Below are 24184 nucleotides of genomic sequence, written 5' to 3' on the forward strand. Positions count from 1 at the left end.
ACCCTTCTGTTATATATTACTCAGACTTATCTTCTTCTTTACTGCTGTCTTTGTCAGTTTCAACCAGTTCAGGTTCTTTTCCTTCGCTTTCATCTTCTTCCGGCTCTTCTTGTTCTGGCGGAAGAACAGTTACCACAGTTTCTTCTGGCTCATTAGTAAATTCAAAAGCTTTTCCTGATTTAAGGTCCGCTATTTGAATAGAATCTCCTATATTCAGATCTGAAATATCAACCGTAATTTCTTCAGGAATGTCGGTCGGTAGAGCACGTACTGTTACATTATAGAGAAGTGGAGATAAAATTCCTCCTTCTTTTTCGCCAGGTGCTTCACCGACAAGATTTACAGCAACTTCTGCTTCCATTTCAGATTTTAAGTCTACTTCAAAAAAATCAATGTGAACAAGATAATCTTTAATTGGATCAACTTGAAGGTCGTGCACAATCACTTTATGTTTTTTGTTATCTCCTTCAACATCTAAATCAATAATACCATTCCGCCCAACTTCACGGAGGGTTTTTATGAAAGCAATATTCTGAACGGACACTGGGGTACTCTCTGTTTCTTTTCCATAAAGTACAGCAGGTACATATCCATCAAGACGTAATTGTTTTGTTTCTGATCTTTTTAGATCGTTACGTGTCTTAGCTTCTAATACTGCAGACATGATTGTTTCACCTCATTTAGTTTATCTTCTATTAGTTACTCTTTTCACTCACTTAAAACGGGATTTTACCATTCATTTACCTAAAAATCAAGCATTTAAACCTTTGAGCGGGAATATGAAGGCTTACCTCGAGCTCCTTCCGTGACGTTCTATCTCAAAAGACCCTTATTCAAACAATGTGCTGACAGATGTTTGTTCATGTACACGAATAATGGCTTCTGCAATTAATGGAGCGAGTGAGAGCTGTTTGATTTTATCAATTTTCTTTTCTTCAGGAAGTACGATTGTGTTGGTAATCGCTAGCTCTTTAATACTGGAGTTTTGAATGCGTTCAATAGCCGGCCCGGATAGGACTGGGTGTGTACTGCAGGCATATACTTCCTTTGCTCCAGCTTCTAAAAGAGCATCTGCCGCTAACGTCATAGTTCCAGCTGTATCAATAATATCGTCTACAATAATGGCTGTTTTTCCTTCTACATTACCAACAATATTCATTACTTCTGATACATTTGGTTTTGGGCGGCGTTTATCAATAATAGCAATTGGGGCTTTTAAGCGGTCAGCCATTTTTCTTGCCCGCACAACTCCGCCATGGTCAGGAGATACAATAACTGTGTCTTCCACGCCTTTATCCTGAAAATGTTTGGACAAGATAGGCTCTGCTAAGAGCTGGTCTACTGGTATATCGAAAAATCCTTGAATTTGAGTTGCATGCAGATCAATCGTCAGCACTCGAGTTGCTCCTGCTGTTTCAACCAAGTTTGCTACTAGCTTTGCAGTAATTGGCTCTCTTGATCTTGCTTTTCGATCTTGACGAGCATAGCCGTAATAAGGAATGACCACATTAATGGTTTCCGCTGAGGCTCTTTTCATGGCATCGATCATAATAAGAAGTTCCATAAGGTGTTCATTAGCTGGTTCAGATGTAGATTGAACAAGAAACACATCACACCCGCGGATACTCTCTTCAATATTTACTTGAACTTCTCCATCACTGAATCTCTTTACAGAACTTTTCCCCATCTCTACTCCAATTTGTTTGGTAACCTCGTATGCCAGACCAGGATTGGAGTTTAGGGTGAACACCTTCAAATAAGGATCGTCATAGATTGACATCAATATTCCCTCCGTTACAAAAATTTAAAAAGTGATCAATCCTTCTTTTTTGCATAACCTTCTTTATTCGTCTGTCTAGAGCGGGCAATAGACAGAGCTTCCCGAGGAACATCATCGGTAATAGTGGAGCCTGCTGCCACATAAGCTCCCTCTCCTATTGTTACCGGAGCAATTAAATTCGTATTGCATCCAACAAATGCTCCATCTTCAATATTGGTAAGAAATTTATTTTGACCGTCATAATTAACGGTGATAGATCCACAGCCTAAATTCACGTCACTTCCGACTTCCGCATCTCCAATGTAACTAAGATGAGAAGCCTTGCTTCCTTTTCCAAAGCGGGATTTCTTAATTTCGACAAAGTTTCCTATTTTCACCTCGTCAGCGATGGAAGAATCAGGTCTGATATGAGCAAAAGGTCCTATTTTAACATATTTCCCTATCTCGCTTTGGGATACAACAGATTGTTTAATTTCAGAGTTTGACCCGATTACACTCTCTGTTATTTCTGTATTCGGCCCCAGTACACAATTTCTGCCGATTTTCACAGAACCGTTCAGCACCGTACCTGGATATAAAACAGTATCCTGCTCTAGAATAGAATCAGCAGATATGTAAGTATGGTCCGGGTCTATGATAGTAACACCTTGTTTCATCCAATGTTCATTAATTCGTTGTCTTAATGCTTTTTCAGCTTTAGCAAGAGCTACACGATCATTTACTCCTATCGTTTCGGAAAAGTCAGAAGTTTGCCAAGCAGTTAATATTTCACCATTTTTCTTTAAAATTTCAATAACGTCAGGCAGGTAGTATTCCCCTTGTGCGTTGTTATTACCTACTTGTTTTAAGGCTTGAAAAAGTGTTTTATTGTCAAAACAATAAGTTCCTGTATTTATTTCTTTTACGGTACGCTCTTCTTCATTTGCGTCCTTGTGTTCGACAATTCTGGTTACTTGACCGCTTTTGTCACGAATGACGCGTCCGTAACCTGCTGGATCCTCAGCTCTTGCTGTAAGAACAGTGGCTTTAGCCCCTGTTTTTTCGTGGTGTTCCATCAGCGACTGCATGGTTTCTGCCCGGATAATTGGCGTATCTCCGCAAAGCACGACAGTTACCCCATCTTTATCCGCTAACAGCTCCTCCGCCTGCATGACAGCATGTCCGGTTCCCAGCTGCTCTTCTTGTAACACATAAGAAACACGATCACCCAAATGCTCCTTTACTGCATCGGCGCCGTGTCCTATTACCGTTACCACTTCTTGAAGTCCAGCTTGACTTACTTGGTCTGCCACATGTTCTACCATAGGCTTTCCGCATACCGGATGAAGCACTTTATACAAATCTGATTTCATTCGTTTTCCTTGTCCGGCGGCTAAAATAACCGCGTAACGATTGCTCATTATCCATCCTCCAAGTATCCGGTTTTTCCTTACGAATATATCCTAAAATTCTCTTTATTTCAAGGAAACACAAAACATTATCGTTACTTTACAAAACTTTCCGGATTTTGAAAGATATAAAAGGGAAAACAGCCCTTCGTTTTAACCCTAGCGAATAGTTATGACGATTAGTAAAGAACAAAAGCGCAAGCGCCCTGATCAGCCTCGACAGGTAAATGTTCTCCAGTCACTAAAGGCGCTCTTACTTCCACAGGATGTGCTGACTTTTGCGTTTCGAACACGATGTCAATTCTAGCAAAAGTTCCTTAAACCGTCTTGGGCCTCCGAGAGGCTGGGCGCTTAAGCTAGACGGGATCAAACAATATGAAGATAGTTATCAACAACTTGTAAAAACATAATTTCCTAAACAATTAGAAAAATCAGGCGGCCTGGAGCAGGCCGCCTGATAGCGTAAATATACTTCCATATTTTATCCCTTTTATGAAGCGCCAGCTTCTTCATATTCAGGATTTTCAAATTCTCCCTGGCGTTTGTACTCACCCAAAACGGCTGTTTGGATTTTTTCGCGTGTATGCGATGAAATCGGGTGGGCGATGTCTCTAAATTCTCCATCAGGCGTACGTTTACTTGGCATAGCCACAAACAAGCCGTTATTCCCATCAATCACCCGAATGTCGTGTACTACAAACTCACTGTCCATTGTAATTGAAGCGATGGCCCGCATGCGTCCATCAGTGTTCACCCGACGAAGTCTTACGTCTGTTACTTCCATTCTTTCACCACCTTTTTCCAAATAAAAATACTTCTGACATATAATTCAACAGGTCAGATGTTATTTCCTTCTTATAGAGCTAAAAAATATTAAAATTTTTAAATTAATTGGGTACTGAGTCCCTGAATAATATGAACTACCTGAATCATGCGGCCTTTGTATCCATCCATTACCTTCTGTCGTAATCTCTGCTCTAATGAACAAAAGCGCAAGCGCCCTGATCAGCCTCGACAGGTAAATGTTCTTCAGTCATGAAAGGCGCTCTTACTTCCACAAGGATGCGGTGACTTCTGCGTTGCACTTTCGTAGCCAAAAACGCCACGTCCTGTGCGTCGACGTGTGCGTCTTTAGCAGAAGGGTCCTAAAGGATGTTCGACTAAGAACGTCACGTCCTGTGACAACGTCGAACTGGCTTGCACAGGATGTGCTGACTTTTGCGTTGCGAACACGATGTTCCCGATTCTAGCAAAAGTTCCTTAAACCGTCTTGGGCCTCCGAGAGGCTGGGCGCTTAAGCTAGACGCGGATCAAACAATATGAAGATAGTTATCCACAACTTGTAAAAACATAATTTCCTAAACAATAAAAAACCGCATTGCAGCGGTTTTTTGAAGTAATATAGATTTTTATTTAACTAGAGCAATCACTTCGACCTCTACTAGAACATCTTTGGGTAAGCGGGCAACTTCTACACAAGATCTTGCCGGCTGATGTTCATTAAAATACTGGCCATAGACCTCATTAACGGCTGGAAAAGTGTCCATATTTTTGATAAATACGGTTGCCTTCACTACAGTATCTAACGAGGCACCAGCTTCTTGAAGGACTGCTTTTAAATTTTTAAATACTTGATGAGTTTGTTCCTCAACATTTCCTTTAACAATTTCTCCTTCAGGCGTCAAAGGAATCTGACCTGAGCTGTAAAACATATTATTCACTACAATACCCTGAGAGTAGGGACCGATGGCCTCAGGAGCTTTTGGTGTGAAAACTTCTTTCATAATTGATTCACCTCATTTAATTTCTTTAAAAAGTTACCCGGCACCACTTTAACCAGCTTTTGTCTTACGTTCACTTCTTCAAGCCGGGCAATAGACACATAGTCATTAACGAGCCGTTCTTCGACATCTTCTGCTTCTACTAATACACCAATACCAACCACATTAGCGTTAAACTCTTTTAAGAGATCCATCATCCCGCGTGCGGTTCCGCCAGCCTTCATAAAGTCATCGACAATAAGCACGTTTGCGCCTTCTTCAAGACTTCTTCTTGCAAGCGACATTGTTTGAATACGTTTTGCCGAGCCTGATACATAATTGATACTGACCATAGACCCTTCTGTTACGCGGTGGTCTCTGCGCACTATGCTTACTGGAACATCCAAATAAGAACCGATAGCGTATGCAAGCGGTATTCCTTTCATGGCTACCGTCATTACTGCATCAATCTTTTGGTTTGAAAAGACAGCAGCAAACAATCTGCCAATTTCGTTCATTAACCGAGGACTTCCGAGGATGTCCATCATATATAAATATCCGCCAGGCAGAAGACGTTCTTTGTCTTCAAGTTTACTGCATAACTCTTCTACAAGCTGTGTACCTTCTTCTTCACAAACCATAGGTACATATTTCACTCCGCCGCTTGCACCGGCTATCGTTAACAAGGAGCCAATCCCTTGTGATTCAAAAATTTCTTTTACGATAGTTAAATCTTCACTGATAGAAGATTTTGCGGATTGATATCTTTCCGAAAAGTAACTTAGCGATACTAGTTGGTGAGGATGCTCCAACAAATAATAGGTCATATCCACCAACCGACCGCTCCGCTTCAGTTTTTTCATGAAAACCTCCATAAAACCCGAATGTTGTATTTGAAATATACCATTTTTATACGGATTTTATCAAGCTTCCTTATCACTTATCAAACGAACTGCGTACACTTGATCACAAAAACCTCGCAGGGCGTTGTACACTCGATGGAGCCTTGACTCTTTTTTCACTAAGCCAAATACTGTTGGGCCGCTGCCGCTCATCAAAGCAGCATCTACGCCTGAATCCTTCATTCTTTCTTTAATTCGCCTTACTTCCGGGTACATAGGAAGTGTAACTTCCTCTAATGTATTGAAAAGGTTAGCGCAAATGGAGGGATAATCATTGTACTCTATGGCTCTGACTATCCGATCTGAGTATTCTTCTCTAATGGAGCCGTCTAAATTTAAACTTTGGTAAACATCCCTGGTGGACACTCCAATTGGAGGTTTTGCTAAAATGACCCAGCAAGGCGGAGGAGAGGGAAGTGGTTTAATGATTTCTCCTCTTCCTGTCGCAAGGGCTGTCCCTCCATATACGCAAAAAGAAACGTCAGAGCCGATTTCGGAACCAAGATCTGCTAATGTATCCGTGGAAAGACCAAGCTCCCACAACTCATTAAGCCCTTTTAAAACAGCAGCAGCATCACTGCTTCCACCAGCTAATCCCGCTGCCACAGGAATGTGTTTATGTATATATATAGAAACGCCCAGCTTATTCTTATAACGTTTTTGCAGAAGTGAAGCAGCTTGATAAGCTAAATTTCGATGATCCACAGGCAAAAATCCTTCTGACAGCTCTACTTTTATTTGCCCGTCTTCTCTTCTTTCTAAATCCAGCCGATCTGCTAAGTCCACCTGGCTCATAACCATTTTCACTTCATGGTAACCGTCTTCTCTTTTGTGCAGCACATCGAGCGATAAATTAATTTTCGCTGGGGCTTTTATTGATCGTTTCACCTTTTATTCTCCTTCTCTTCCCTACATAACCCATCTTTATTGATTAAAACGTTAATATCTCTGTACATTTTAGTCGAAAATGCAGTGCATGTACAGGCTCGAACATAAAAGGAGGAAAAACTCCGGGGGATGCCCCCGGAGCATGAAATACCTGCGATGTGTCCTGCTATTTTTTATTCTCGGCCAGACTTTCTTCAGCCATCTGAACGGCTCGTTTCACCATGTTACCCGCATCTCGGGATTTGATGCCTCCCCAGCCTTCCTTCTGCACCGTTTCATAAAAACCAAGCTCTTTTGCAATTTCTACTTTTAAATCCTCAGACATCATACCGCGTCTCCGGCTCATTACGCCCATCTCCTTAAAAGAAAGAATTGTCTAAACACCGCAGGTATATGTATAGATTACTCGAAAAAGACATAAATATAGCTTCCTGTCCGCAATCAACAGAAAGCCAATTTACACCGTTTTATGAATGATTTTCCATTCACTTTTTATGCTTGAAGCTCTTCTTCGCTCATGGTTAGCTGTACTGTCTTGGTGAGTACATCTGTATAACTGTAAGAAATTCGTTCAACAGAATGCTTGTCCTTGTCTAACTTAACAATAAAGACAGAAGGATATGTTTCTTCAAGCAAGCCAGAGCGTTCGATTGTTTTCTTGCGCCCACCATTTGCGATAACCGTGACCTTTTTTCCGACATTAGCATCCAGTGCTTCTTTAATTTCTATCAGCGTTTTTCCCATTATATCGGACCCACCTCACTCGTATTTTATTGTAGCATTTCCCCCCTCAAATGTCAAATAAAATTTTTAATTATATCAATGATATGGTTTTATTGTCAATAACTATAAACGAATTTATTAGAAAAACTTGCTTGTTGCCAAGTTTAATGGCGGAAGCTTTCGTTTATCTTGTATTGTCCATACGCTTATAATTTCTGACATTTATAAGAATTTGGCTCACAATGTATAGTTTACGCTAGTTTTGGTTTCGTATTCCTTGTTAAAACAAATATTTCAAAATTACTGCAATTCGGAGCTGTCTCAAAAGCCGCTGCATGGTAAACAGCCGGCTGTTTTGCATGATTTTCTTTTTTCTACGGACGGGTGCCATTGCGTTTATTTAGAAAGTTGGCGCAGCGCTTGATGTGAACCTTACTCGAGTAGGATCTGCCGCAACACCCCACGAAATGCGTCAAGGATCTTTGCTTTGTTACCGTTTTTCCTCTCTTGCTCTGACTTCGGGCTTCAAATCCCTTCCTTGGTTACCATTTCATCTTTCTATCTCCTATCTTGGGTTTCAAGTCTAAAAAGGGATGCCTCTTCCTTCCGAGACACCCCACTGTTTTCAATGCTTAATAAGCAAATTTATTCATCGATTTCATTTGAAAAGGAGTGGTCCTCTTTCCATGGTAGCCCCTTCCGGAGAACTCCTTTGGTTTCAAGTCCTCCCAATCCTTCCTGTCCTGTTAATGTGTGACGGATCAGCTGCATGACACTAATTCTGTCCATAAACGGTGTCAAGCTGATTTTAGCTGCGATATATACAGGATCCAGAGCATGTATATTTACTCGTTCCGGTGAACTGGCAAAATTTGAGCCTGCTTTTAACAGCCATTCGAAGTAAGACTGACAGGCTCCTGCAAATATAATGAGCTGGTCCAGTTGGGGGACTTCTTTTCTTGCTTCCCTAACAGTTTGACCAAAAACCTTTGAATGCCTGTAAGCTTTCAAATCGTTTTCTCCGCCTTTAGAAGGGACAAATGCATCATGCCCTGTAATAACTAAAATATCCGGACGCACCATGTGCAGCAGAGAAGCTACTTGATCTGGCATTTCTTTTTCAGGTATGTGTACGCCGTAAACAGGTATTCCCAGTCTTTCATATAATGTAGTACATTTTGCCAAATAATAAGGATCACCGTCTAGATGAAGCACACGGCCCCGCATTTCAAAATAAGAGGTCTGCTCTTTATATCCATCTGAGACTTCATGTTCGTTTCGTTCTTTCATCAGCCGGGCTTCCTGGCGGAATAACCTATAGCTGTACTCTTCTTTTTCGCGAGCATTTTTTTCGTGTGTTTTTCTCTCTTCATCATCTACCTTTTTTAAATCGTCGAGAGGTGCGTCAGCGGCCAGGCGAAGCTCCTCTCCCGCAAGCTCTGCCTTATCCTGATCAATAGCTGTTATCCGAAATATAATATCACAGTCATAGGAATAGCGTGCGACGAGATCACCTACTTTAAGTTCCACCTGCTTCTCCCCCTTCTCTCGTCACAGCCTATTCCAAACTTGAAAAATGTGTGCACAAAAGTAAGAGGAAATGAACAAATAAGAACAGGTCAAACCATAAAAGCATCGTGTCTACCTGGTATCAATACAATACAATACACTCCACAAATAGAAAAAAAACTGCCACAGTTGTGACAGTCCTGCGCCAGCACTTTATAAAGAGGATAATCCGGAGGTAAAGTCATAAAGCTCATTGCTTAAATTTGCAAACTCTTCCATGGAAAGAGTTTCTCCTCTTCTTTGCGGCTCAATCCCTGCTTGCTTTAATGATTGAGCAAGAAGCTCTTTTCTTTCTTTTCCTAAAAGGTTATGCTGAAGATTATTCCAAATCGTTTTTCTTCGCTGGGCAAATGATGCCCTAACAACTTTAAAGAAAAATTCTTCATTTTTGACATGTACAGGAGGTGTTTTTCTAATCTCCAGCTTAAGCACCGCTGAATCTACCTTTGGCCTTGGTACAAATACAGTTTTAGGAACAATCGTGACAGTAGACGCGTTTGAATAATATTGGACCGCAATCGATAAAGAACCATACTCTTTGGAGGCGGGTTTGGCTGCTATTCGATCCGCTACTTCTTTTTGAATCATAACTATAATCCGAGTAACAGGCAAACGCTGTTCAAGCAGTTTCATTAATATAGGAGTGGTTACATAATAAGGTAAATTACCTACCACAGCTATTTCATGTACATCATGCATTTTTTCATTTATTACATTTTTTACATCTGCCTTTAAAACATCTTCATTGTGAATAGTTACGTTATCATAAGGGGAAAGAGTATCTTCTAGAATTGGTATTAACCGCCCATCTATTTCAAAGGCTTCCACTTGTTTGACCCTTTTCGCAAATTGTTCAGTCAATGCTCCAATTCCCGGCCCGACTTCAACCACTCCGTCATTTTCATTCGTGCCGGCAGCATCAGCTATTTGATTTAAAATATTAACGTCAATTAAGAAATTTTGTCCCAGGCTCTTTTTAAAGGAAAACCCGTGTTTTTCAAGAATTTCCTTTGTTCTGCCTGGAGTGGCAATATCTTTTGTCACGGACGTCTTTCCTCCTCTAAAACCTCTTGTACCGCTCTGGCAAATTCATGACGGTCTATGTTAAACATTTCTAATCGTTTTAAGAATTGTTTAGCATTGGCATACCCAATATTTAAAATTTCTCCTGCTCGTTCTCTTCGACGCTGCGATTCTTGTCCACCCATCATTCCAGCATCGATTAAATCTTGACGGGTAACTGAGTTGTTATGTTCGATGGGGAAGGCAGTTTCTTCTCTAACTTTTAAAATAGCGTTTCTTATTGCTTGTACAGAAGCATTTTCAATCCCCAAGTTATCTTTTGAAGGGGATAAAGCGTCTTCTTTTGTTAGAAAAGCATGCTTGCAGCCTGGTACCTCCCTGCTGACAATTCTCCTGATTCTCTCTCCAGGAACGTCCGGGTCGGTAAAAATAATAACTCCTCGTCTTTGCTGCGCAAGAGCAATTCTCTTCAGTACCGCTTCTCCTATAGCAGACCCGTTCGTTTCAATAGTATCTACATCAAGTGCTCGTTTTACCGCAATGGTGTCATCTTTTCCTTCAACTACAATACATTCGTTAATTTTCATCAAATATTTATGCCTCCCAGCAAGCGTAAGAATAGTAAGGACCACCTGCTGTTCTTGTCATTTTTTAGTCTGCCTTATTATACTAGTTCTTTTACGATTAGAAAAGATCACCCGAGAATACCGGTACCCATTTATAAATTAGAGTTCTGCCATTACAAAAAACGTAATACAGTTTTTGTTCTTTCCCAAAAACTGTATTACGTCTAAATCAGCTGCATCTCGCTCGATTAATCCAATACCGTAACCTCTAGCGTCTGTACTCCAAACCTTCTTGCTTCTGCTTTGCTAGGAACATGCAAATCAATTTTATTACCTTTTATTGCTCCACCTGTGTCAGCAGCCACTGCTTCTCCGTACCCTTTTACATACACTCTTGAACCAAGCGGGATTACCGAAGGGTCAACCGCCACCACTTTTTTATTTGGACTGCTGTTCAAATCAACTCCGGTTGCCGTCACTCCTGAACAACCCGAACAGTTTGCAGTGTATGCAGTAGCCTGCATCGAAATAGTACGCTCTGATGCCGTTTGACTGCTGCCTCCACGAGAAGCCGCCGCCGTTTCCGTCCGCGCCCCTACCGCTACTACCTTATCCTTACTTTCTTCTACAAGTTCCTCTTCTATCAACTCCCGAGAAACTTCTTCACCATCTTCAAGGACAACCTCATAATGTTTTTCGATTACACCTTTTTTACCATTTTCCACCACTTCTTCTTCTCCATTAGGAAGGGAATCATCGCGGCGGGTAACAGTAGCATAATCTACTTCTTCTTCCACTACATCGGTAACCTTTTCCACCCGTACAATCTCAATATCTGTTTTGCCGGTTATATTCTTATCTTTTCCCGGCTCTATCCGGTCGTCTTTGTCTGTTTCTATACCGGCATCTTTTAAAAGGTCAGCGACCGTAGTCGAAGTTGTCATTACTTCCTCTTTTTCCCCGTCATATTTAAGGGTTACAGGAAAAGCAGATTCATATGTTACCTGCATACCTTCTTCTACTGAAGTATCTAAATCTTTGTTTAAGTAATCATGTTTATTCAGTGTAATATTTTGTTCATCTATAATTTCTTCTATTGTGTCAGCTGTTGTCCAGACGTCCTGGTCTTCTCCGTCTTTAGAAACAGAGATTTTTGCTGCCTTCATCCATTCTACAGTCATATTTCCAGTAATAGGTTCATGAAGAGATGGGCTTACTTCATCTTCTTCACTTATGCTAAGCTCCTGTTCTTTCAGCAGTTGACCCACTGTTTCGGCATGGGTCGTGACGGTAATATCTTCTCTGTCATCCGTCATAATAGTGACAGTTGCTTTGGTTGTTTGATAAACAGCAAAAGCAACCATTATAAAAATTGCTGAAAAGACCAAAGCAAGTCTTTTTCCCATACTTACTTTTGGAAAAAAGGACTTCATTTTTGAACTCATGGCCTAATCCTCCTCTACAAGCTAAGCATTATAGAGATTTCCACCCCCCATGTCAAACCATATAATTTCCCTTCTCATTATCTTCCATAAAAGGAAACAAGTGAAGAAAAACTTATCGACACTGTAATGTATGTACAAGGAGAGAAGAATAGAAGGATTTCGAAACAACCACGAAGGTGACAAGCCTTTACATAAACTGACAGAGAAAGCTGTCAGTTTATGCAGAAAAGTTTTTTAGCATTTGCCGTCGTCTGCTGGGCTAATGTTTCAAAAGATATTTCTTTTAATTCAGCAATTTTTTCTGCTACGAGTTTCACATAGGCAGGTTCATTACGTTTTCCGCGGTACGGATGAGGAGCCAAAAATGGACTGTCTGTTTCTACTAGGAGCCGGTCCATTGGTATTTCCTTCGCTACTTCTTTTGGTTTTTTCGCATTTTTAAAAGTGACAGGGCCTCCAAAAGAAATATAGAAATTCATTTTCAGGCACTCTTGGGCTATTTCCAAACTTCCCCCAAAGCAATGCATGATGCCTCCAGTTTCCGCAGCATTTTCTTCTTTTAAAATGTCGACAATGTCCTGGTGAGCATCTCTGTCGTGAATAATAATCGGGAGATTTACTTTTTTAGCTATATGAATTTGTTTGCGAAATACCTCTTTTTGCACTTCTTTTGGTGATTTATCCCAATGATAATCTAATCCCATTTCTCCAAGGGCCACTACCTTTGGATGGGCGGCCAGATCTTCCAGCCACTTTAAATCGTCTTCGGTCATATCAATCGCATCAACTGGGTGCCAGCCGACAGCAGCATAAATAAAATCATAGGTTTCCGCTAAATTCATGGCCTTAGGGATGGTTTCCCGGTCAAAGCCAACAACGGTCATCCATTCTACTCCTTCTGCTTTTGCTCTCTTGATGGTGTCTTCTACATCTTCTTCAAACTGATCTGCATTTAAGTGAACATGAGTATCAAATAACATCGTTATCCCCCTTATTTTGAAAAGCATAAGCCTCCTGATCGGCTGTAAATGTGTGACTAATAAAAAAATTACTTCATGTAAAACGCCCCGAGCTTTGTATTTCCCAGGGCGACTCCTTGCTTGATTAATTTACATCCGAACCATTTGGAAGATTAGCATCAATGGTTGCTAAGGTTAATTCACTGCCTTTCGAAGCTGCAAGGATCATACCTTGTGAAAGCTCTCCCCGTAGTTTTACTGGTTTTAAGTTCGTAACACAGATAACCTTTTTCCCTTTTAGATCCGCTGGTGTATATTGTTCTGCAATACCAGACACCACTTGACGTTTTTCATAACCTAAATCCAGCTGGATTTTCAATAATTTATCTGCTTTTTTTACAGGTTCTGCTTCCAAGACTTCTGCAACTTTCAATTCTACCTTTGAAAAATCATCTATATCGATTACATTCGTTTTTTCTTCTTCTTGATTTTTTTCATTTTGTTGTTCTTCTTCTGTTTTTACAATTCCGCCCATATCTTTAATGATTGCTGCTACTTCCTGCTCTACTTCAAGACGCGGAAAAATTGGTTTCCCTTTTTTTACGACTTTGGTTCCTTCAGGAAGCTGACCAAATGTACGCATTGTTTCCCATTCCGTTAAAGAAGATGGAACGCCGATTTGTTCCCACATTTTCTGCGGAGTTTCAGTCATAAACGGCTGAATCATGATGGAAATATAGCGGAGGGATTCCGCTAAATGATACATCACTGCTCCGAGTTGTTCTTTTTGCAATTCTTCTTTTGCCAGCATCCACGGCTGCGTCTCATCGATATATTTATTCGTTCTGCTGACTAGCTGCCAAATAGCAGTAAGAGCTACGGAAAATTCCATATCCTCCATTGCATTTTCAACTTTATTGACAGTGGCATACACTAAATCCACAAGAGATGCATCATAAGGAGTTCCGTCTTTTAGATATGCCGGCAATTCTCCGTCAAAGTATTTATTTATCATAGCTACGGTGCGGTTTAACAGGTTTCCTAAATCATTGGCAAGATCGTAATTTATACGATCCACAAAGCCTTCTGGAGTAAATACACCATCAGAACCAAAAGGTACTTCGCGAAGTAAATAATAACGGAGTGCATCAAGACCGTACCGATTGATAAGCGGAATTGGGTCTACTACATTACCTTTTGATTTTGACATTTTTCCGTCTTTCATTAAAAGCCATCCATGACCAAATACTTTCTTAGGTAAAGGCAGATCAAGGGCCATCAGCATAATAGGCCAGTAAATCGTATGAAAACGCACTATTTCTTTTCCAACCAAATGTACATCGGCCGGCCAATATTTTAAGTATGCTTCATCATTGTCACTTCCATATCCGAGCGCAGTAATATAATTCGACAACGCATCAATCCAAACATACACGACATGCTCAGGGTCGCTTTTTACAGGGATTCCCCATTCGAAAGCTGTTCGTGACACCGCAAGATCCTCAAGACCTGGCTTAATAAAATTATTAATCATTTCATTTTTACGTGATTCCGGCTGAATGAATTCAGGGTTTTCTTCATAAAATTTTAGTAAACGATCAGCATACTTACTCATACGAAAAAAATAAGATTTTTCTCTAACCCATTCAACTGGATGGCCGCTTTCCGGACTTTTTCCGCCTATGATCTTACCATTTTCATCATGCACCGGCTCTTCAAGCTGAAGTTCAGTATAAAAGGTTTCATCCGGCACAGAATACCAGCCTTCATATTCATCAAGGTAAATGTCTCCATTTTCTTTTAGTTTTTCAAATATTTGCTGCACTACTTTTTTATGACGTTCTTCCGTCGTTCTTATGAAATCATCATAAGAAATGTCTAATTTATCCCATAAATTTTTTATACCAGCTACCACTTCATCAACAAACTGCTGTGGTGACACTCCTTTTTCCTTTGCTTTACGTTCAATTTTTTGACCATGTTCATCCGTACCTGTTAAATATCTCACATCATATCCGCGCAAGCGTTTATAACGGGCCATTGCATCTCCTGCTACAGTGGTATATGCGTGTCCAATGTGGAGTTTGTCACTCGGGTAGTAAATAGGTGTTGTAATATAAAAGTTTTTTTGTTCAGCTGCCATAATGAATCCTCCTTCATTTTAATTTCTTATAAAATCAAACTTAAGATGTGTGTGCTAATCGTACAATTGAAAGAAAAGCTCATTGGCTGGCCGACTGATACATATTAAAAAAACTCCCGCCCTGCAAAGGGACGAGAGTTATACTCACGCGGTACCACCCAAATTTTCTCCGCCTTTTGCAAGGACGAAGCTTTATGCGCTGCCTTTAATAGGATAAAGCGCTCTTCCTTTAACGCAGAAATACGTTCTTCTCTTACTCAAGGGCTCGAAAAGAAAATCCTCCCGGGACCATCTTCAAGAGTTCTGGCTGTACCGGTTCCCAGCTTATCCGGCTCTCTGAAACAGCTTTCCCCTTTACTCATCCCTTCATCGGATTACATTATTGGCTTCACCTAGTAATTCTCACTAAGACTATAACGAAGCAGGTTTATTGTGTCAAGCTTGACAAGTCAGGTCATCTAGCGCTTTCTATATAATTACCATCAATGGTTCAGCTCATACATTCGACAAACTTCTAAGCATCTATGTCGAAGAAATACATCTATTGTTCTATTAAAAGTATAACTTTTGTTCATTAAATCGAAATTTACTTGTACTTTGTATTAAATTTAGGTATGTTAAATGTAATATTTTGCTTTTAATGCCTGTTATGACAGGAATTTAAGAAATATAGAAAAATTTTCAAAGTTTATCATTTTTTTAAACTAAATGAATTGACGTGATTTGGAAAGATTGGTATTCTTAGTACACATAGAAAGAGAAAATTGTCGAAAATTGACGACATATACCTGAGCCATATTTATTTGAGGAGGAGCTTTTATGAAATCTACTGGTATTGTACGGAAAGTGGACGAGCTAGGCCGAGTGGTTATTCCAATTGAATTGAGAAGAACTCTTGATATTGCAGAAAAGGACGCTCTCGAAATTTATGTAGACCATGACCGCATCGTTTTAAAAAAGTACAAGCCTAACATGACGTGTCAAGTAACGGGGGAAGTGTCCGATGAAAACATTGCTCTCGCTGATGGTAAGATCATTCTTTCTCCTGAAGGCGCAAAAGAAATAATAAAAGACCTCGAAGGTTATGTAAATAAAAAATCTAACGCATAAAGATTAAAAAAGACGATTTCTCCTAGAATGAAATCGTCTTTTTATTTATAAATCATGATAATGAGCATAAACTTCTCGTTTAGGAAGGTTTCTTTCCTTAGCCGCTGCTTTTATTGCCTCTTTAGGCGGCATACCTTTCTGAACATAACAATCAACATGTTCAGAAATACTTAATTCTTCCCACCAGCGTCTTTGTACTCTCTCTTCTGTATTTCCTGCTTCTACGACTAAACAGCATTCTCCTTTTACGGTATGATTCTCAAGATGGTTCTTTAATTCATCTAACGTACCTCTCCACAGTTCTTCAAACTTCTTAGTTAATTCCCTGGCTAAAACAGCCTTTCGATTTCCCCATTTTTTCTCTAAATGTTCCATCGTTTCTTTTAAACGATAAGGGGATTCGTAAAAAATAAGGGGAGCACTAATATAAGTAAGCTCTTCTAATATATCTTCTCGTTCCTTTTTTTTCCGCGGCAGAAAACCGTGAAAATAAAAGGGGCCCCCTCCAAGACCGGATACTGTTAAGGCTGTAGTGGCAGCGTTTGCGCCAGGGAGGGAGATGACATGAAAACCTGCTTCTATACATTGCTGGACTGCTTCTCTGCCAGGATCAGAAACGAGGGGCATTCCTGCATCGCTAACAAGTGCAGCAGACTTTCCATTTTGTAAAATTGCTAATAATTTCTCTCCTTTATTTTCTTTATTATATTCGTGATAACTATCTAGAGGAGAAGAAATCTCAAAATGGGAAAGAAGCTTTCGAGTCTGTCTTGTATCTTCTGCAAAGATAAGATCTACTTCTTTTAATATTCTTACTGCTCGAAAGGTCATATCCTCTAAATTACCGATAGGAGTAGGAACTAAGTATAAGACACCTGAGTCATTCTTTTGAAAACTTTTTTGCAGCTTCATCTATTTCACCCTATCTGTCAAAAATGCAAAGGGAAGCGAAAGTGTTTTCGTTAATTTTGCACAAAGCTTGTCCTTCCTTCTAGATATACCATTAAACTAACTACCTTCGCCACACCCTTTTTGTTTCTTTGCCAATGATTCTTTTTCTTTTCGTTTCATCTTTTTCATCAGATATTCAGCCTGCATAGCTTCTTTTTTTGTCGAAAATGCTTTTTTGTAAACTAAACGGAACGGACCGCGGCCTCTTGTATATTTTGCCCCTTTCCCACTTTCGTGCATGGCGAGTCTTCTTTCTATGTTTGGTGTATAACCAATATAAAAGGTATCATCTGCACAATGAAGCATATACACATAATGTTTAGTTTCCTGCATAGTAATCTTGAAACTCCTCTGTATATTTCCCATCTTCATTGTATACAATTAATGAAGGCAGACATGTCAGCCCTGGCTTACCACCTTTTATCGCTTCTAGTAATACAATGTTTGCCTCTTTTCCTGCTTTGGGATGAACAAACTTCAGACGTTTAGGTTCTAAATCGTGTTTTCGATAAACTTCCATTAACTCAGGAAGTCTTTCTGGTCTTAGCACCATGGACACTTTTCCTTTTTGTTTCACCAGGCTTGCAGCAGCTGCTGTCATATCATTAAGGGTTCCATTACGTTCATGACGTGCCATTGTGAAATAAGGATTATTATTCCACTGCTTTTTCCCTGGCGTGGCAAAATAAGGCGGATTACAAGTGACCAAGTCTGCTTTACCTGCCTTCTCTATGATGTTTTTTTCTCTAATATCGCCTTCTATAAATGTTAGTCTGCCATCAAGATGGTTATACTGTACACTTCTTCTTGCCATATCCACTAACCTGGGCTGTATCTCTATTCCTGTTATTGGTACTGAGCTGCGTGTGGAAAGAACTAAAGGAATAATACCGTTTCCACTGCACAAATCTATGATTGATCCTTTGGTAATAGGTACATATGTAAATTTTGCTAAAAGGACTGCATCTATAGAAAAAGCAAACACGTCTTTGCTTTGGATTATTTCCAGTCCTTCTGTTACATAATCAATTCTTTCTCCTTCTAGCAATGGAGGCATCCTTTTCACCATCCATCTCCTTAGATTATTTCATTTCGTGCTTTACGAAAAAGAACCCTTTTCAGTTCTATCTATATTAATAATAATCCATTAATTATAAGCGCTCAACCGGTATATAAAAAGGGCTGTCCCTCTTAATGGGACAGCACTTAACGTTTATTTTTGATGTAAAAATGAAAGACAAAATAAACAATCTCCATCCGTTCTTAGACTTCCATAGTGTAAATTACAAATATGAAATCCTTCGTGGTATAAACGGGCTAGGTTATCATACCCTTCTCCTACATTTGGGCGGTCTTTAACAGTTTTTTTTGGCTTCGTTGATTTCTGCGTCTGGTCTTTTTCTTCCATTCGTTCGCGCAAATGCTGATTTTCCAAGGCGAGCGCCTGGTTTTCTTCAATCAGCATTGCAAGCTGTTCCTTTAATTCTCCCAATTCATCATGGAGAGCTCCAATCCGCTCTTCCATATGAATCACTTGAGAAAATATTTCCTTCTTCTCCACGTTCCTTCCACCTCAATCACCCATGTGACTTCAGCTCACAATGTATCCTTCTTCCATCAATTCATCCAAACTATATTCCAATACGTTCTGTGGTTCAGCAAGATCCACCTCTACGAGACGTTCAAGAATATTTATCCCTACTACTTTCCCTACTCCTTGAGGTGTAGTAATCTTTTCCCCAATATCAGGCAGTTCTTTTTTAGCCGTCTCATAATGATCATTTTCGTACTTCAGACAGCACATAAGCCGACCGCATAAACCTGAAATTTTTGCAGGATTGAGTGAAAGATTCTGATCCTTTGCCATCTTGATGGAGACCGGTTCAAAATCCCCCAGGAAGGAAGAACAACAAAGCACTCGTCCACATGGTCCGATACCACCAAGCATTTTGGCTTCATCTCGAACGCCGATCTGGCGCAACTCAATACGTGTACGAAAAACCGAAGCAAGGTCTTTAACCAGATCCCGAAAATCAATTCGTCCGTCTGCAGTAAAGTAAAATAATACCTTGTTTCTATCAAACGTATAATCTACGTCAACCAATTTCATATCTAAGTTATGTTCTTCGATTTTCGTTGCACATACTTCATAAGCTTTATTTGCTAATTCTTTATTTTCTTCTATCGTTAATTTGTCTTGTGTATTTGCAAGCCGAAGAACTTTTTTTAATGGAAGAACGACATCATCATCGCTTACTTGTTTTTTCCCAATTACCACTTTACCGAATTCAAGACCTCGGGAAGTTTCAACTACTACCCATTCATCTTTCTCTATATGAAGATCGCCTGGGGAAAAATAATATATTTTCCCTGCTTTCTTAAATCTAACTCCAACAACATCATGCAAAGCTACGATCCCTCCTGTAAGCGGAGCAGTAATTGCTCCATAAGAAGCTGCGCATTAACATTGGCGCGAAGACGGCGTTTCGCCTCGAGGATCTGCTGCAGCCGCTGGGCAACCTCTCTTTCTGACATTTGAAGGGCGTCTTGCTCTAATTTATCTACTTGATCTGGGTAAGCAAGATTATCTTTTTTATGTTTGACCGCCAAAAGGTCGCGATACCAGAAAAGCAGCAAATCCAGGCCGATGTCCAGCTCTTTTCTATCCGTAAAATGGGCTAGCCACTTTTCTTGTATTGTTAACAGCATCTGCTGAGGCCGATGGTGCACCTCTTCTACCAATTGTATCACTAGAGTTCTTCCATGTACAATCCAGTCTTTTCTCTCTTCAGCATATTCTCCTGCTATTTGATCAGGAAGTCTTGCCAATAGGGAGGCTGCTGCTTCACTAAATCCTTTTTCTATATAAATAGCTGTTCGTTTTTTTAAAGGAGGTGGTGCAAAGGTTACTTTTTGAGATCTGGATATAATAGTATCAAGCATAAAATGAGTATTTTCTGTCAATAGAAGAGCCAGTGTTGGACTCTCTGGCTCTTCTAAAAATTTCAGCAAACTGTTGGCTGCGCTTGCTGTCATTTTGTCCGCTTCATTTACAATATATACTTTCAATCCTGCTTCCATGCCTTTATATGTGAATTCTTTCTGTAGAGACTCCACCTGTGCTTTTTTTATAGTCGCTCCTTCTGGCTCGACCAGCATGACATCAGGGTGATTGCCATGGTCTATCCGCCGGCATTCAGCGCAATTTCCACACGGTGCTGATTTTATTTTTTGTTGACAAAAAAGGCTTTTGGAGAGAAGAACAGCCGCAGCTTTCTTACCTGCTCCTCTCATACCTTCAAATATATATGCATGAGCCAGTCTGTCTTTTTCCATACTTCTTTCAAGCATTGTCATTACAGTCGGCTGATCAATTTTCATTTCTTCCCAATTCATGTCCATCCCTCAATTTTAGAACTGTTCAAACTGTTCTACCTGCATAATAAAAACGGTAGCTCCGCCAACTTGTACTTCCACTGGATAAGGAACATAGGAATCTGCATTTCCTCCCATAGGCGAAACAGGGGCGACGAGCTGCTCCCGCGATTTACAGTTGTCTTGAATAATCTCTAATACTTTGTTTACATGGTCATCTTCTACTCCAATGAGAAAAGTAGTGTTTCCAGCTCTCAAAAAACCACCTGTACTGGCCAGTTTTGTTGCACGATAATCCTGTTCAATCAATGCATTGGACAGTCTATTGCTATCCTTGTCCTGTATTACAGCAACGATTAGCTTCATCAAAACCCCCTCTTTCTTTTCCATTTCTTTTAAGAATTTTCTTCACTTCAGAAAGCTCATTTTATGAATGAATCTAAAAGATAAGTGCAAATGCCATGGACTGCACAGAAAAGGTTTCTGTATTTCAATCTCCTTATCTTAAAGCAGGGTGTTCTTGTCCCCTTTCTTTGGGGAGAGCTTCTTTTACAATTAAACGCATTCTCGTTATATTCCTGGTAACAAAACAGGTTTTTTATTATCTTACTGAAAATATTACGAAGAAAGAACCTTTCCTTCACTCCGGCAATACGGATAGAACATGGGATGCAGCTTCTTGAACAACGATATCTATTGATTGATCTGCATTTACATGAACGATGCGCTTTGGAAAACGCTCTAATAATTGATGATATGCTTCATATACTTTTTGATGAAATTCCATTACTTCTTGGTCAAGTCGGTTAAATTCGCGCTCTTTATTTTGGTGAATGCGTGACAACCCTTTTTCAGGATTTATGTCTAAATAAATAGTTTTATCTGGCATATGTTCTCCGATAGCAAACTTGTTAATGGTGAACACTTCTTCCAATCCAATGCCTCGCGCATATCCTTGATAAGCAAGGCTGCTGTCGATAAATCGATCGCATAAAACGATACAGCCGTTCTCTAATGCTGGTACGATTTTTTCTATTAAATGCTGTCTTCTTGCTGCAGCATATAATAAAGCTTCTGTACGTTCCTCCATCTTTGTGTGCTCAGGATTTAAAATGACAGTGCGTATTTTTTCTGCGATGTCAATTCCCCCGGGTTCTCGCGTTTTTATGACAGGCTTCCCCTGATTCTCTAAAATTTGTCGTACATGTTCAATTACTGTCGTCTTCCCTGCTCCCTCACATCCCTCAAACGTGATAAAAGCCCCGCCATTTTCTCTCATTATCATTCATCCTTTATTTGTATGCTTATGTACCAATCATGCTTCTTGTATTCTACCCCCTGGACCCTCCCTCCTTTTTGTAACCATTCAATCAGATATGCGTAGCGCTCGCCTCTTATTTTTTCTCCTTTTAAAAATAATGGAATACCGGGCGGATAAGGAATAATATCAGCACCAGCCTTTTTCTCATATGCTTCTTTCAAACGTACTTTCAAATGTTTCACATGAAACGCTGATCGTCCACCTTCTGTCTCTATCAATTTTGAAGTAAAAGAGGGTATCTTAATAGGTGCTTCGCTCTTTTCAGACGGACACTCAGATTTCATTCGTTCAACTGCTGTTTGAAGCTTCTCATAAGTTTGAGAAGGAAGAGGCTCTATAGTAAGCGGCAGAATCAGCAAAACATGTTTGTGATCTGCTAATTCAACAAAAATGTTTTCTTTTTCTAAAAAATATTGAAGGGTCCAGCCGCTATAACCATCCGGAGCTTTTAATATACATTTCAATAAATCATGATCTATTCCTCTAAGAGTTACTAACGAAAGACTGGAAGCTTTCTCTATATTATTTCTCATCATTTTAAAATGGTCTGTTAAAAATTTGTCCGGTATTTGTTTTATATCAAAAAGATATTTTCTAGCTGCATCTAAGGAGGCCATAACAGGATAAGATGGACTGCTAGACTGAACCATAGAAGCTGTTTCTTTTACCACGTCTGCAGAAACACTGCTGCCTGCTCCTATATGCAAAAACGCTCCCATCGTCATTGCCGGCAGTGTCTTATGAGCTGAATGCACAACGGCGTCAGCCCCCTGCTCAAGCGCTGAATTAGGAAAGACCGAGCCAGCAGTAAAATGAGAACCATGAGCTTCATCTACAACCACGGTTGCTCCTTTCTTTTTAGCCAGCTTAATAATCGGGCCAAGCTGCCGAACCAATCCATAATATGTTGGAGAAGTAATGAGAAGACCTTTTGACTCAGGATAAGAAGAAAAAGCTTTTTCAACAGTGTTCAAAGAGAGTCCCATTGATAATTGTGTTTCTTCATCATAGTCAGAAATGAGAAAAACCGGCTTTAGCCCTGCCAGTCTTATTCCATTTATCACTGACTTATGGGAATCCCGCTGGACGAACACTGTATCCCCATGTTTAAATGCAGCAAGTATCATTGCCAAATTTCCAGCCGTCGAACCACCTACAAGAAATAACGTATCGGCAGCACCGTAAAGTTCAGCTGATAGATTTTGAGCTGATGCAATATCACCATCGGCATCATGCAAATCATCCAGTCCTGTAAGCTCTGTCTGATCAAAAGGTAAGACAGACTCATAAATGTTTTTTACTGAAGTTGAAAGGATGCTGCCATTTTTATGCCCTGGAACATGAAAAGAAATGGGCTGTTTTTTTGTATGTCTTAGTAAAGCCTCCACAAGAGGCATAGATTGCTGTTCCATTTAAGAACCTCATTCACGATGACTTTCTATTAAAATTATGACGCATTGCTTTGATTCTTGCAATTTTTCTATGAGAATAATGTAGTACTTCTAATTTTCCGTAACTTTTTTATTTTATCTGCATAGGCTGGATCCTCTGGTTCCATGCGGACGACTTCCCTTTCACATTCTTTACATAAAAAAGCTTCTAAAATATGGATGCCTTCTTTCTTTTCCTGCTCACATAGAATACAAGGTTCGCTCCACTCATTATCTTTTTTGTGAATAGTCAACGTGCTCACCTCCCTATCAATCTTAGTTTCTCCGAAACAGTTAGATTTTATCCATCTTTCTATTTCTTATATCTTTCTACGAAAAACCTGTGAAAAGACTTGATAGGAACTCAGAAAAAATCACGAGTCAGGAAGAAATATAATAAAGGGATGCCACGTCCGGAGAAAAAAATATCTAGAGGGGGAAAAATCATGAAACACACAAAAAGCTGCCAGAAATTAATCTGACAGCTTTCTTTCATTGCCTGGCAACGTCCTACTTTCACAAAGGGCTGCCCCTTCATTATCATCGGCGCTGAAGAGCTTAACTTCCGTGTTCGGCATGGGAACGGGTGGAACCTCTTCGCTATCGTCACCAGACAGGGATGTTCCATGATCTTAAGGATGAGGAGATTATGGATCTTCTGCTAAGATCGTGCACGTCCTGTGCACAACGCAGAAGCCAACACATCCTGTGTTAGTAAAACTGCATAACGAATGTTCGAGCCACCGAGGCGCTTTCCTTTGTGTTGGATAAGCCCTCGACCGATTAGTATCTGTCAGCTTCACGTGTCGCCACGCTTCCACCTCAGACCTATCAACCTTGTCATCTGCAAG

26 protein-coding genes, 2 rRNA genes and 1 other annotated feature are annotated in these 24184 nt (G+C 40.1%); of the genes, 1 reads left to right on the forward strand and 27 read right to left on the reverse strand.

The features are described 5' to 3' along the window. Nucleotides 1–16 precede the first annotated feature (16 nt). The 15 genes from ACE1TI_RS14810 to metG all read right to left on the reverse strand — a co-directional run bounded on the left by ACE1TI_RS14810 (nt 17) and on the right by metG (nt 15146). On the reverse strand, nt 17–664 hold the full coding sequence (locus ACE1TI_RS14810; RefSeq protein WP_375008347.1) for a 50S ribosomal protein L25/general stress protein Ctc: 648 nt from the start codon (nt 662–664) through the stop codon (nt 17–19). A gap of 165 nt (nt 665–829) precedes the next feature. After that, complete coding sequence (locus tag ACE1TI_RS14815) at nt 830–1780, reverse strand: ribose-phosphate diphosphokinase (protein ID WP_375008348.1); 951 nt, start codon at nt 1778–1780, stop codon at nt 830–832. A 35-nt stretch (nt 1781–1815) separates the two neighbouring features. Continuing rightward, nucleotides 1816–3180: a bifunctional UDP-N-acetylglucosamine diphosphorylase/glucosamine-1-phosphate N-acetyltransferase GlmU gene (gene glmU, locus ACE1TI_RS14820; protein ID WP_375008349.1), complete on the reverse strand. Its 1365-nt coding sequence runs from the start codon at nt 3178–3180 to the stop codon at nt 1816–1818. 478 nt (nt 3181–3658) lie between these two features. After that, nucleotides 3659–3952, reverse strand: coding sequence for a septation regulator SpoVG (spoVG, locus tag ACE1TI_RS14825; protein ID WP_375008350.1), 294 nt, complete (start codon nt 3950–3952; stop codon nt 3659–3661). Nucleotides 3953–4577: 625 nt separating this feature from the next. Then, nucleotides 4578–4952 carry a RidA family protein gene (locus ACE1TI_RS14830; protein WP_375008351.1) on the reverse strand — a complete coding sequence of 125 codons (375 nt, stop codon included), beginning with the start codon at nt 4950–4952 and terminating at the stop codon, nt 4578–4580. Beyond that, the gene (gene purR / locus ACE1TI_RS14835; protein WP_375008352.1) at nt 4949–5791 is read right to left on the reverse strand and encodes a pur operon repressor; all 843 of its coding nucleotides are present in this window, start codon (nt 5789–5791) and stop codon (nt 4949–4951) included. Before purR ends, ACE1TI_RS14830 begins: the two co-directional genes overlap by 4 nt. Nucleotides 5792–5851: 60 nt before the next feature. Beyond that, entirely contained in the window at nt 5852–6718 is an 867-nt protein-coding gene (ispE, locus tag ACE1TI_RS14840; RefSeq protein WP_375008353.1) for a 4-(cytidine 5'-diphospho)-2-C-methyl-D-erythritol kinase, read from the reverse strand. A 166-nt stretch (nt 6719–6884) separates the two neighbouring features. Further along, on the reverse strand, nt 6885–7064 hold the full coding sequence (locus ACE1TI_RS14845; protein ID WP_375008354.1) for a small, acid-soluble spore protein, alpha/beta type: 180 nt from the start codon (nt 7062–7064) through the stop codon (nt 6885–6887). Between the two features lie 146 nt (nt 7065–7210). Then, complete coding sequence (locus ACE1TI_RS14850; protein ID WP_375008355.1) at nt 7211–7462, reverse strand: Veg family protein; 252 nt, start codon at nt 7460–7462, stop codon at nt 7211–7213. Between the two features lie 624 nt (nt 7463–8086). After that, nucleotides 8087–8971: a sporulation peptidase YabG gene (gene yabG / locus ACE1TI_RS14855; protein WP_375008356.1), complete on the reverse strand. Its 885-nt coding sequence runs from the start codon at nt 8969–8971 to the stop codon at nt 8087–8089. A gap of 192 nt (nt 8972–9163) precedes the next feature. Next, a complete protein-coding gene (gene rsmA / locus ACE1TI_RS14860) occupies nt 9164–10054 on the reverse strand; it encodes a 16S rRNA (adenine(1518)-N(6)/adenine(1519)-N(6))-dimethyltransferase RsmA (protein ID WP_375008357.1) in 891 nt (296 codons plus the stop codon). Further along, entirely contained in the window at nt 10051–10620 is a 570-nt protein-coding gene (gene rnmV, locus ACE1TI_RS14865) for a ribonuclease M5 (protein WP_375008373.1), read from the reverse strand. Before rnmV ends, rsmA begins: the two co-directional genes overlap by 4 nt. A gap of 227 nt (nt 10621–10847) precedes the next feature. Further along, nucleotides 10848–12044, reverse strand: coding sequence for a resuscitation-promoting factor (locus tag ACE1TI_RS14870; protein ID WP_375008358.1), 1197 nt, complete (start codon nt 12042–12044; stop codon nt 10848–10850). Nucleotides 12045–12256: 212 nt separating this feature from the next. Next, nucleotides 12257–13024: a TatD family hydrolase gene (locus tag ACE1TI_RS14875; RefSeq protein ID WP_375008359.1), complete on the reverse strand. Its 768-nt coding sequence runs from the start codon at nt 13022–13024 to the stop codon at nt 12257–12259. A 124-nt stretch (nt 13025–13148) separates the two neighbouring features. Next, nucleotides 13149–15146: a methionine--tRNA ligase gene (metG, locus tag ACE1TI_RS14880; protein WP_375008360.1), complete on the reverse strand. Its 1998-nt coding sequence runs from the start codon at nt 15144–15146 to the stop codon at nt 13149–13151. A 124-nt stretch (nt 15147–15270) separates the two neighbouring features. Then, nucleotides 15271–15525: a binding site (T-box leader), on the reverse strand. A 440-nt stretch (nt 15526–15965) separates the two neighbouring features. Between metG and ACE1TI_RS14885 the strand changes: the two genes are divergently transcribed. After that, nucleotides 15966–16256, forward strand: a complete 291-nt coding sequence (locus tag ACE1TI_RS14885; RefSeq protein WP_375008361.1) for a transition state genes transcriptional regulator AbrB — start codon at nt 15966–15968, stop codon at nt 16254–16256. 45 nt (nt 16257–16301) lie between these two features. On the opposite strand, the gene rsmI is transcribed toward ACE1TI_RS14885, so the two are convergent. The 12 genes from rsmI to ACE1TI_RS14945 form a co-directional block, all read right to left on the reverse strand. Then, nucleotides 16302–17168: a 16S rRNA (cytidine(1402)-2'-O)-methyltransferase gene (rsmI, locus tag ACE1TI_RS14890; protein ID WP_375008362.1), complete on the reverse strand. Its 867-nt coding sequence runs from the start codon at nt 17166–17168 to the stop codon at nt 16302–16304. Between the two features lie 96 nt (nt 17169–17264). Further along, entirely contained in the window at nt 17265–17540 is a 276-nt protein-coding gene (locus tag ACE1TI_RS14895) for a GIY-YIG nuclease family protein (RefSeq protein ID WP_375008363.1), read from the reverse strand. Further along, nucleotides 17527–18264, reverse strand: coding sequence for a tRNA1(Val) (adenine(37)-N6)-methyltransferase (locus ACE1TI_RS14900; protein WP_375008374.1), 738 nt, complete (start codon nt 18262–18264; stop codon nt 17527–17529). The genes ACE1TI_RS14895 and ACE1TI_RS14900 overlap by 14 nt, the downstream gene beginning before the upstream one ends. A gap of 156 nt (nt 18265–18420) precedes the next feature. Then, nucleotides 18421–18768 carry a DNA replication initiation control protein YabA gene (yabA, locus tag ACE1TI_RS14905; protein WP_375008364.1) on the reverse strand — a complete coding sequence of 116 codons (348 nt, stop codon included), beginning with the start codon at nt 18766–18768 and terminating at the stop codon, nt 18421–18423. 30 nt (nt 18769–18798) lie between these two features. After that, complete coding sequence (locus ACE1TI_RS14910; protein ID WP_375008365.1) at nt 18799–19614, reverse strand: PSP1 domain-containing protein; 816 nt, start codon at nt 19612–19614, stop codon at nt 18799–18801. A 2-nt stretch (nt 19615–19616) separates the two neighbouring features. Then, nucleotides 19617–20603 (reverse strand): DNA polymerase III subunit delta', encoded by a 987-nt coding sequence (gene holB / locus ACE1TI_RS14915; RefSeq protein ID WP_375008366.1) that lies wholly within the window; start codon nt 20601–20603, stop codon nt 19617–19619. Nucleotides 20604–20618: 15 nt separating this feature from the next. Further along, the gene (locus ACE1TI_RS14920) at nt 20619–20948 is read right to left on the reverse strand and encodes a cyclic-di-AMP receptor (protein ID WP_375008367.1); all 330 of its coding nucleotides are present in this window, start codon (nt 20946–20948) and stop codon (nt 20619–20621) included. Nucleotides 20949–21222: 274 nt separating this feature from the next. Then, nucleotides 21223–21861 (reverse strand): dTMP kinase, encoded by a 639-nt coding sequence (tmk, locus tag ACE1TI_RS14925; RefSeq protein WP_375008368.1) that lies wholly within the window; start codon nt 21859–21861, stop codon nt 21223–21225. 2 nt (nt 21862–21863) lie between these two features. Further along, nucleotides 21864–23315 carry an aminotransferase class I/II-fold pyridoxal phosphate-dependent enzyme gene (locus ACE1TI_RS14930; protein ID WP_375008369.1) on the reverse strand — a complete coding sequence of 484 codons (1452 nt, stop codon included), beginning with the start codon at nt 23313–23315 and terminating at the stop codon, nt 21864–21866. A gap of 68 nt (nt 23316–23383) precedes the next feature. Then, nucleotides 23384–23587, reverse strand: coding sequence for a sigma factor G inhibitor Gin (locus ACE1TI_RS14935; protein WP_375008370.1), 204 nt, complete (start codon nt 23585–23587; stop codon nt 23384–23386). Between the two features lie 243 nt (nt 23588–23830). After that, a 5S ribosomal RNA gene (rrf, locus tag ACE1TI_RS14940) occupies nt 23831–23947 on the reverse strand. A gap of 149 nt (nt 23948–24096) precedes the next feature. Then, nucleotides 24097–24184: ribosomal RNA gene (locus tag ACE1TI_RS14945) — 23S ribosomal RNA — on the reverse strand; the annotation flags it as partial.

This window comes from Alteribacillus sp. JSM 102045, assembly GCF_041949975.1.
GTDB lineage: Bacteria > Bacillota > Bacilli > Bacillales > Marinococcaceae > Alteribacillus.

What these genes read in the sequence shown, in the direction of transcription:
- ACE1TI_RS14810 (WP_375008347.1), bottom strand. Translation starts at nt 664, where the DNA reads ATGTCTGCAGTATTAGAAGCTAAGACACGTAACGATCTAAAAAGATCA.
- metG (WP_375008360.1), bottom strand. Translation starts at nt 15,146, where the DNA reads ATGGCAGCTGAACAAAAAAACTTTTATATTACAACACCTATTTACTAC.
- ACE1TI_RS14830 (WP_375008351.1), bottom strand. Translation starts at nt 4,952, where the DNA reads ATGAAAGAAGTTTTCACACCAAAAGCTCCTGAGGCCATCGGTCCCTAC.
- glmU (WP_375008349.1), bottom strand. Translation starts at nt 3,180, where the DNA reads ATGAGCAATCGTTACGCGGTTATTTTAGCCGCCGGACAAGGAAAACGA.
- ACE1TI_RS14815 (WP_375008348.1), bottom strand. Translation starts at nt 1,780, where the DNA reads ATGTCAATCTATGACGATCCTTATTTGAAGGTGTTCACCCTAAACTCC.
- ACE1TI_RS14895 (WP_375008363.1), bottom strand. Translation starts at nt 17,540, where the DNA reads ATGCAGGAAACTAAACATTATGTGTATATGCTTCATTGTGCAGATGAT.
- rsmI (WP_375008362.1), bottom strand. Translation starts at nt 17,168, where the DNA reads ATGAAGCTGCAAAAAAGTTTTCAAAAGAATGACTCAGGTGTCTTATAC.
- ACE1TI_RS14845 (WP_375008354.1), bottom strand. Translation starts at nt 7,064, where the DNA reads ATGAGCCGGAGACGCGGTATGATGTCTGAGGATTTAAAAGTAGAAATT.
- tmk (WP_375008368.1), bottom strand. Translation starts at nt 21,861, where the DNA reads ATGAGAGAAAATGGCGGGGCTTTTATCACGTTTGAGGGATGTGAGGGA.
- ACE1TI_RS14850 (WP_375008355.1), bottom strand. Translation starts at nt 7,462, where the DNA reads ATGGGAAAAACGCTGATAGAAATTAAAGAAGCACTGGATGCTAATGTC.
- purR (WP_375008352.1), bottom strand. Translation starts at nt 5,791, where the DNA reads ATGAAAAAACTGAAGCGGAGCGGTCGGTTGGTGGATATGACCTATTAT.
- holB (WP_375008366.1), bottom strand. Translation starts at nt 20,603, where the DNA reads ATGAATTGGGAAGAAATGAAAATTGATCAGCCGACTGTAATGACAATG.
- ACE1TI_RS14900 (WP_375008374.1), bottom strand. Translation starts at nt 18,264, where the DNA reads ATGCCTCCATTGCTAGAAGGAGAAAGAATTGATTATGTAACAGAAGGA.
- ACE1TI_RS14920 (WP_375008367.1), bottom strand. Translation starts at nt 20,948, where the DNA reads ATGAAGCTAATCGTTGCTGTAATACAGGACAAGGATAGCAATAGACTG.
- ACE1TI_RS14885 (WP_375008361.1), top strand. Translation starts at nt 15,966, where the DNA reads ATGAAATCTACTGGTATTGTACGGAAAGTGGACGAGCTAGGCCGAGTG.
- ACE1TI_RS14930 (WP_375008369.1), bottom strand. Translation starts at nt 23,315, where the DNA reads ATGGAACAGCAATCTATGCCTCTTGTGGAGGCTTTACTAAGACATACA.
- spoVG (WP_375008350.1), bottom strand. Translation starts at nt 3,952, where the DNA reads ATGGAAGTAACAGACGTAAGACTTCGTCGGGTGAACACTGATGGACGC.
- ACE1TI_RS14870 (WP_375008358.1), bottom strand. Translation starts at nt 12,044, where the DNA reads ATGAGTTCAAAAATGAAGTCCTTTTTTCCAAAAGTAAGTATGGGAAAA.
- ACE1TI_RS14875 (WP_375008359.1), bottom strand. Translation starts at nt 13,024, where the DNA reads ATGTTATTTGATACTCATGTTCACTTAAATGCAGATCAGTTTGAAGAA.
- rnmV (WP_375008373.1), bottom strand. Translation starts at nt 10,620, where the DNA reads ATGAAAATTAACGAATGTATTGTAGTTGAAGGAAAAGATGACACCATT.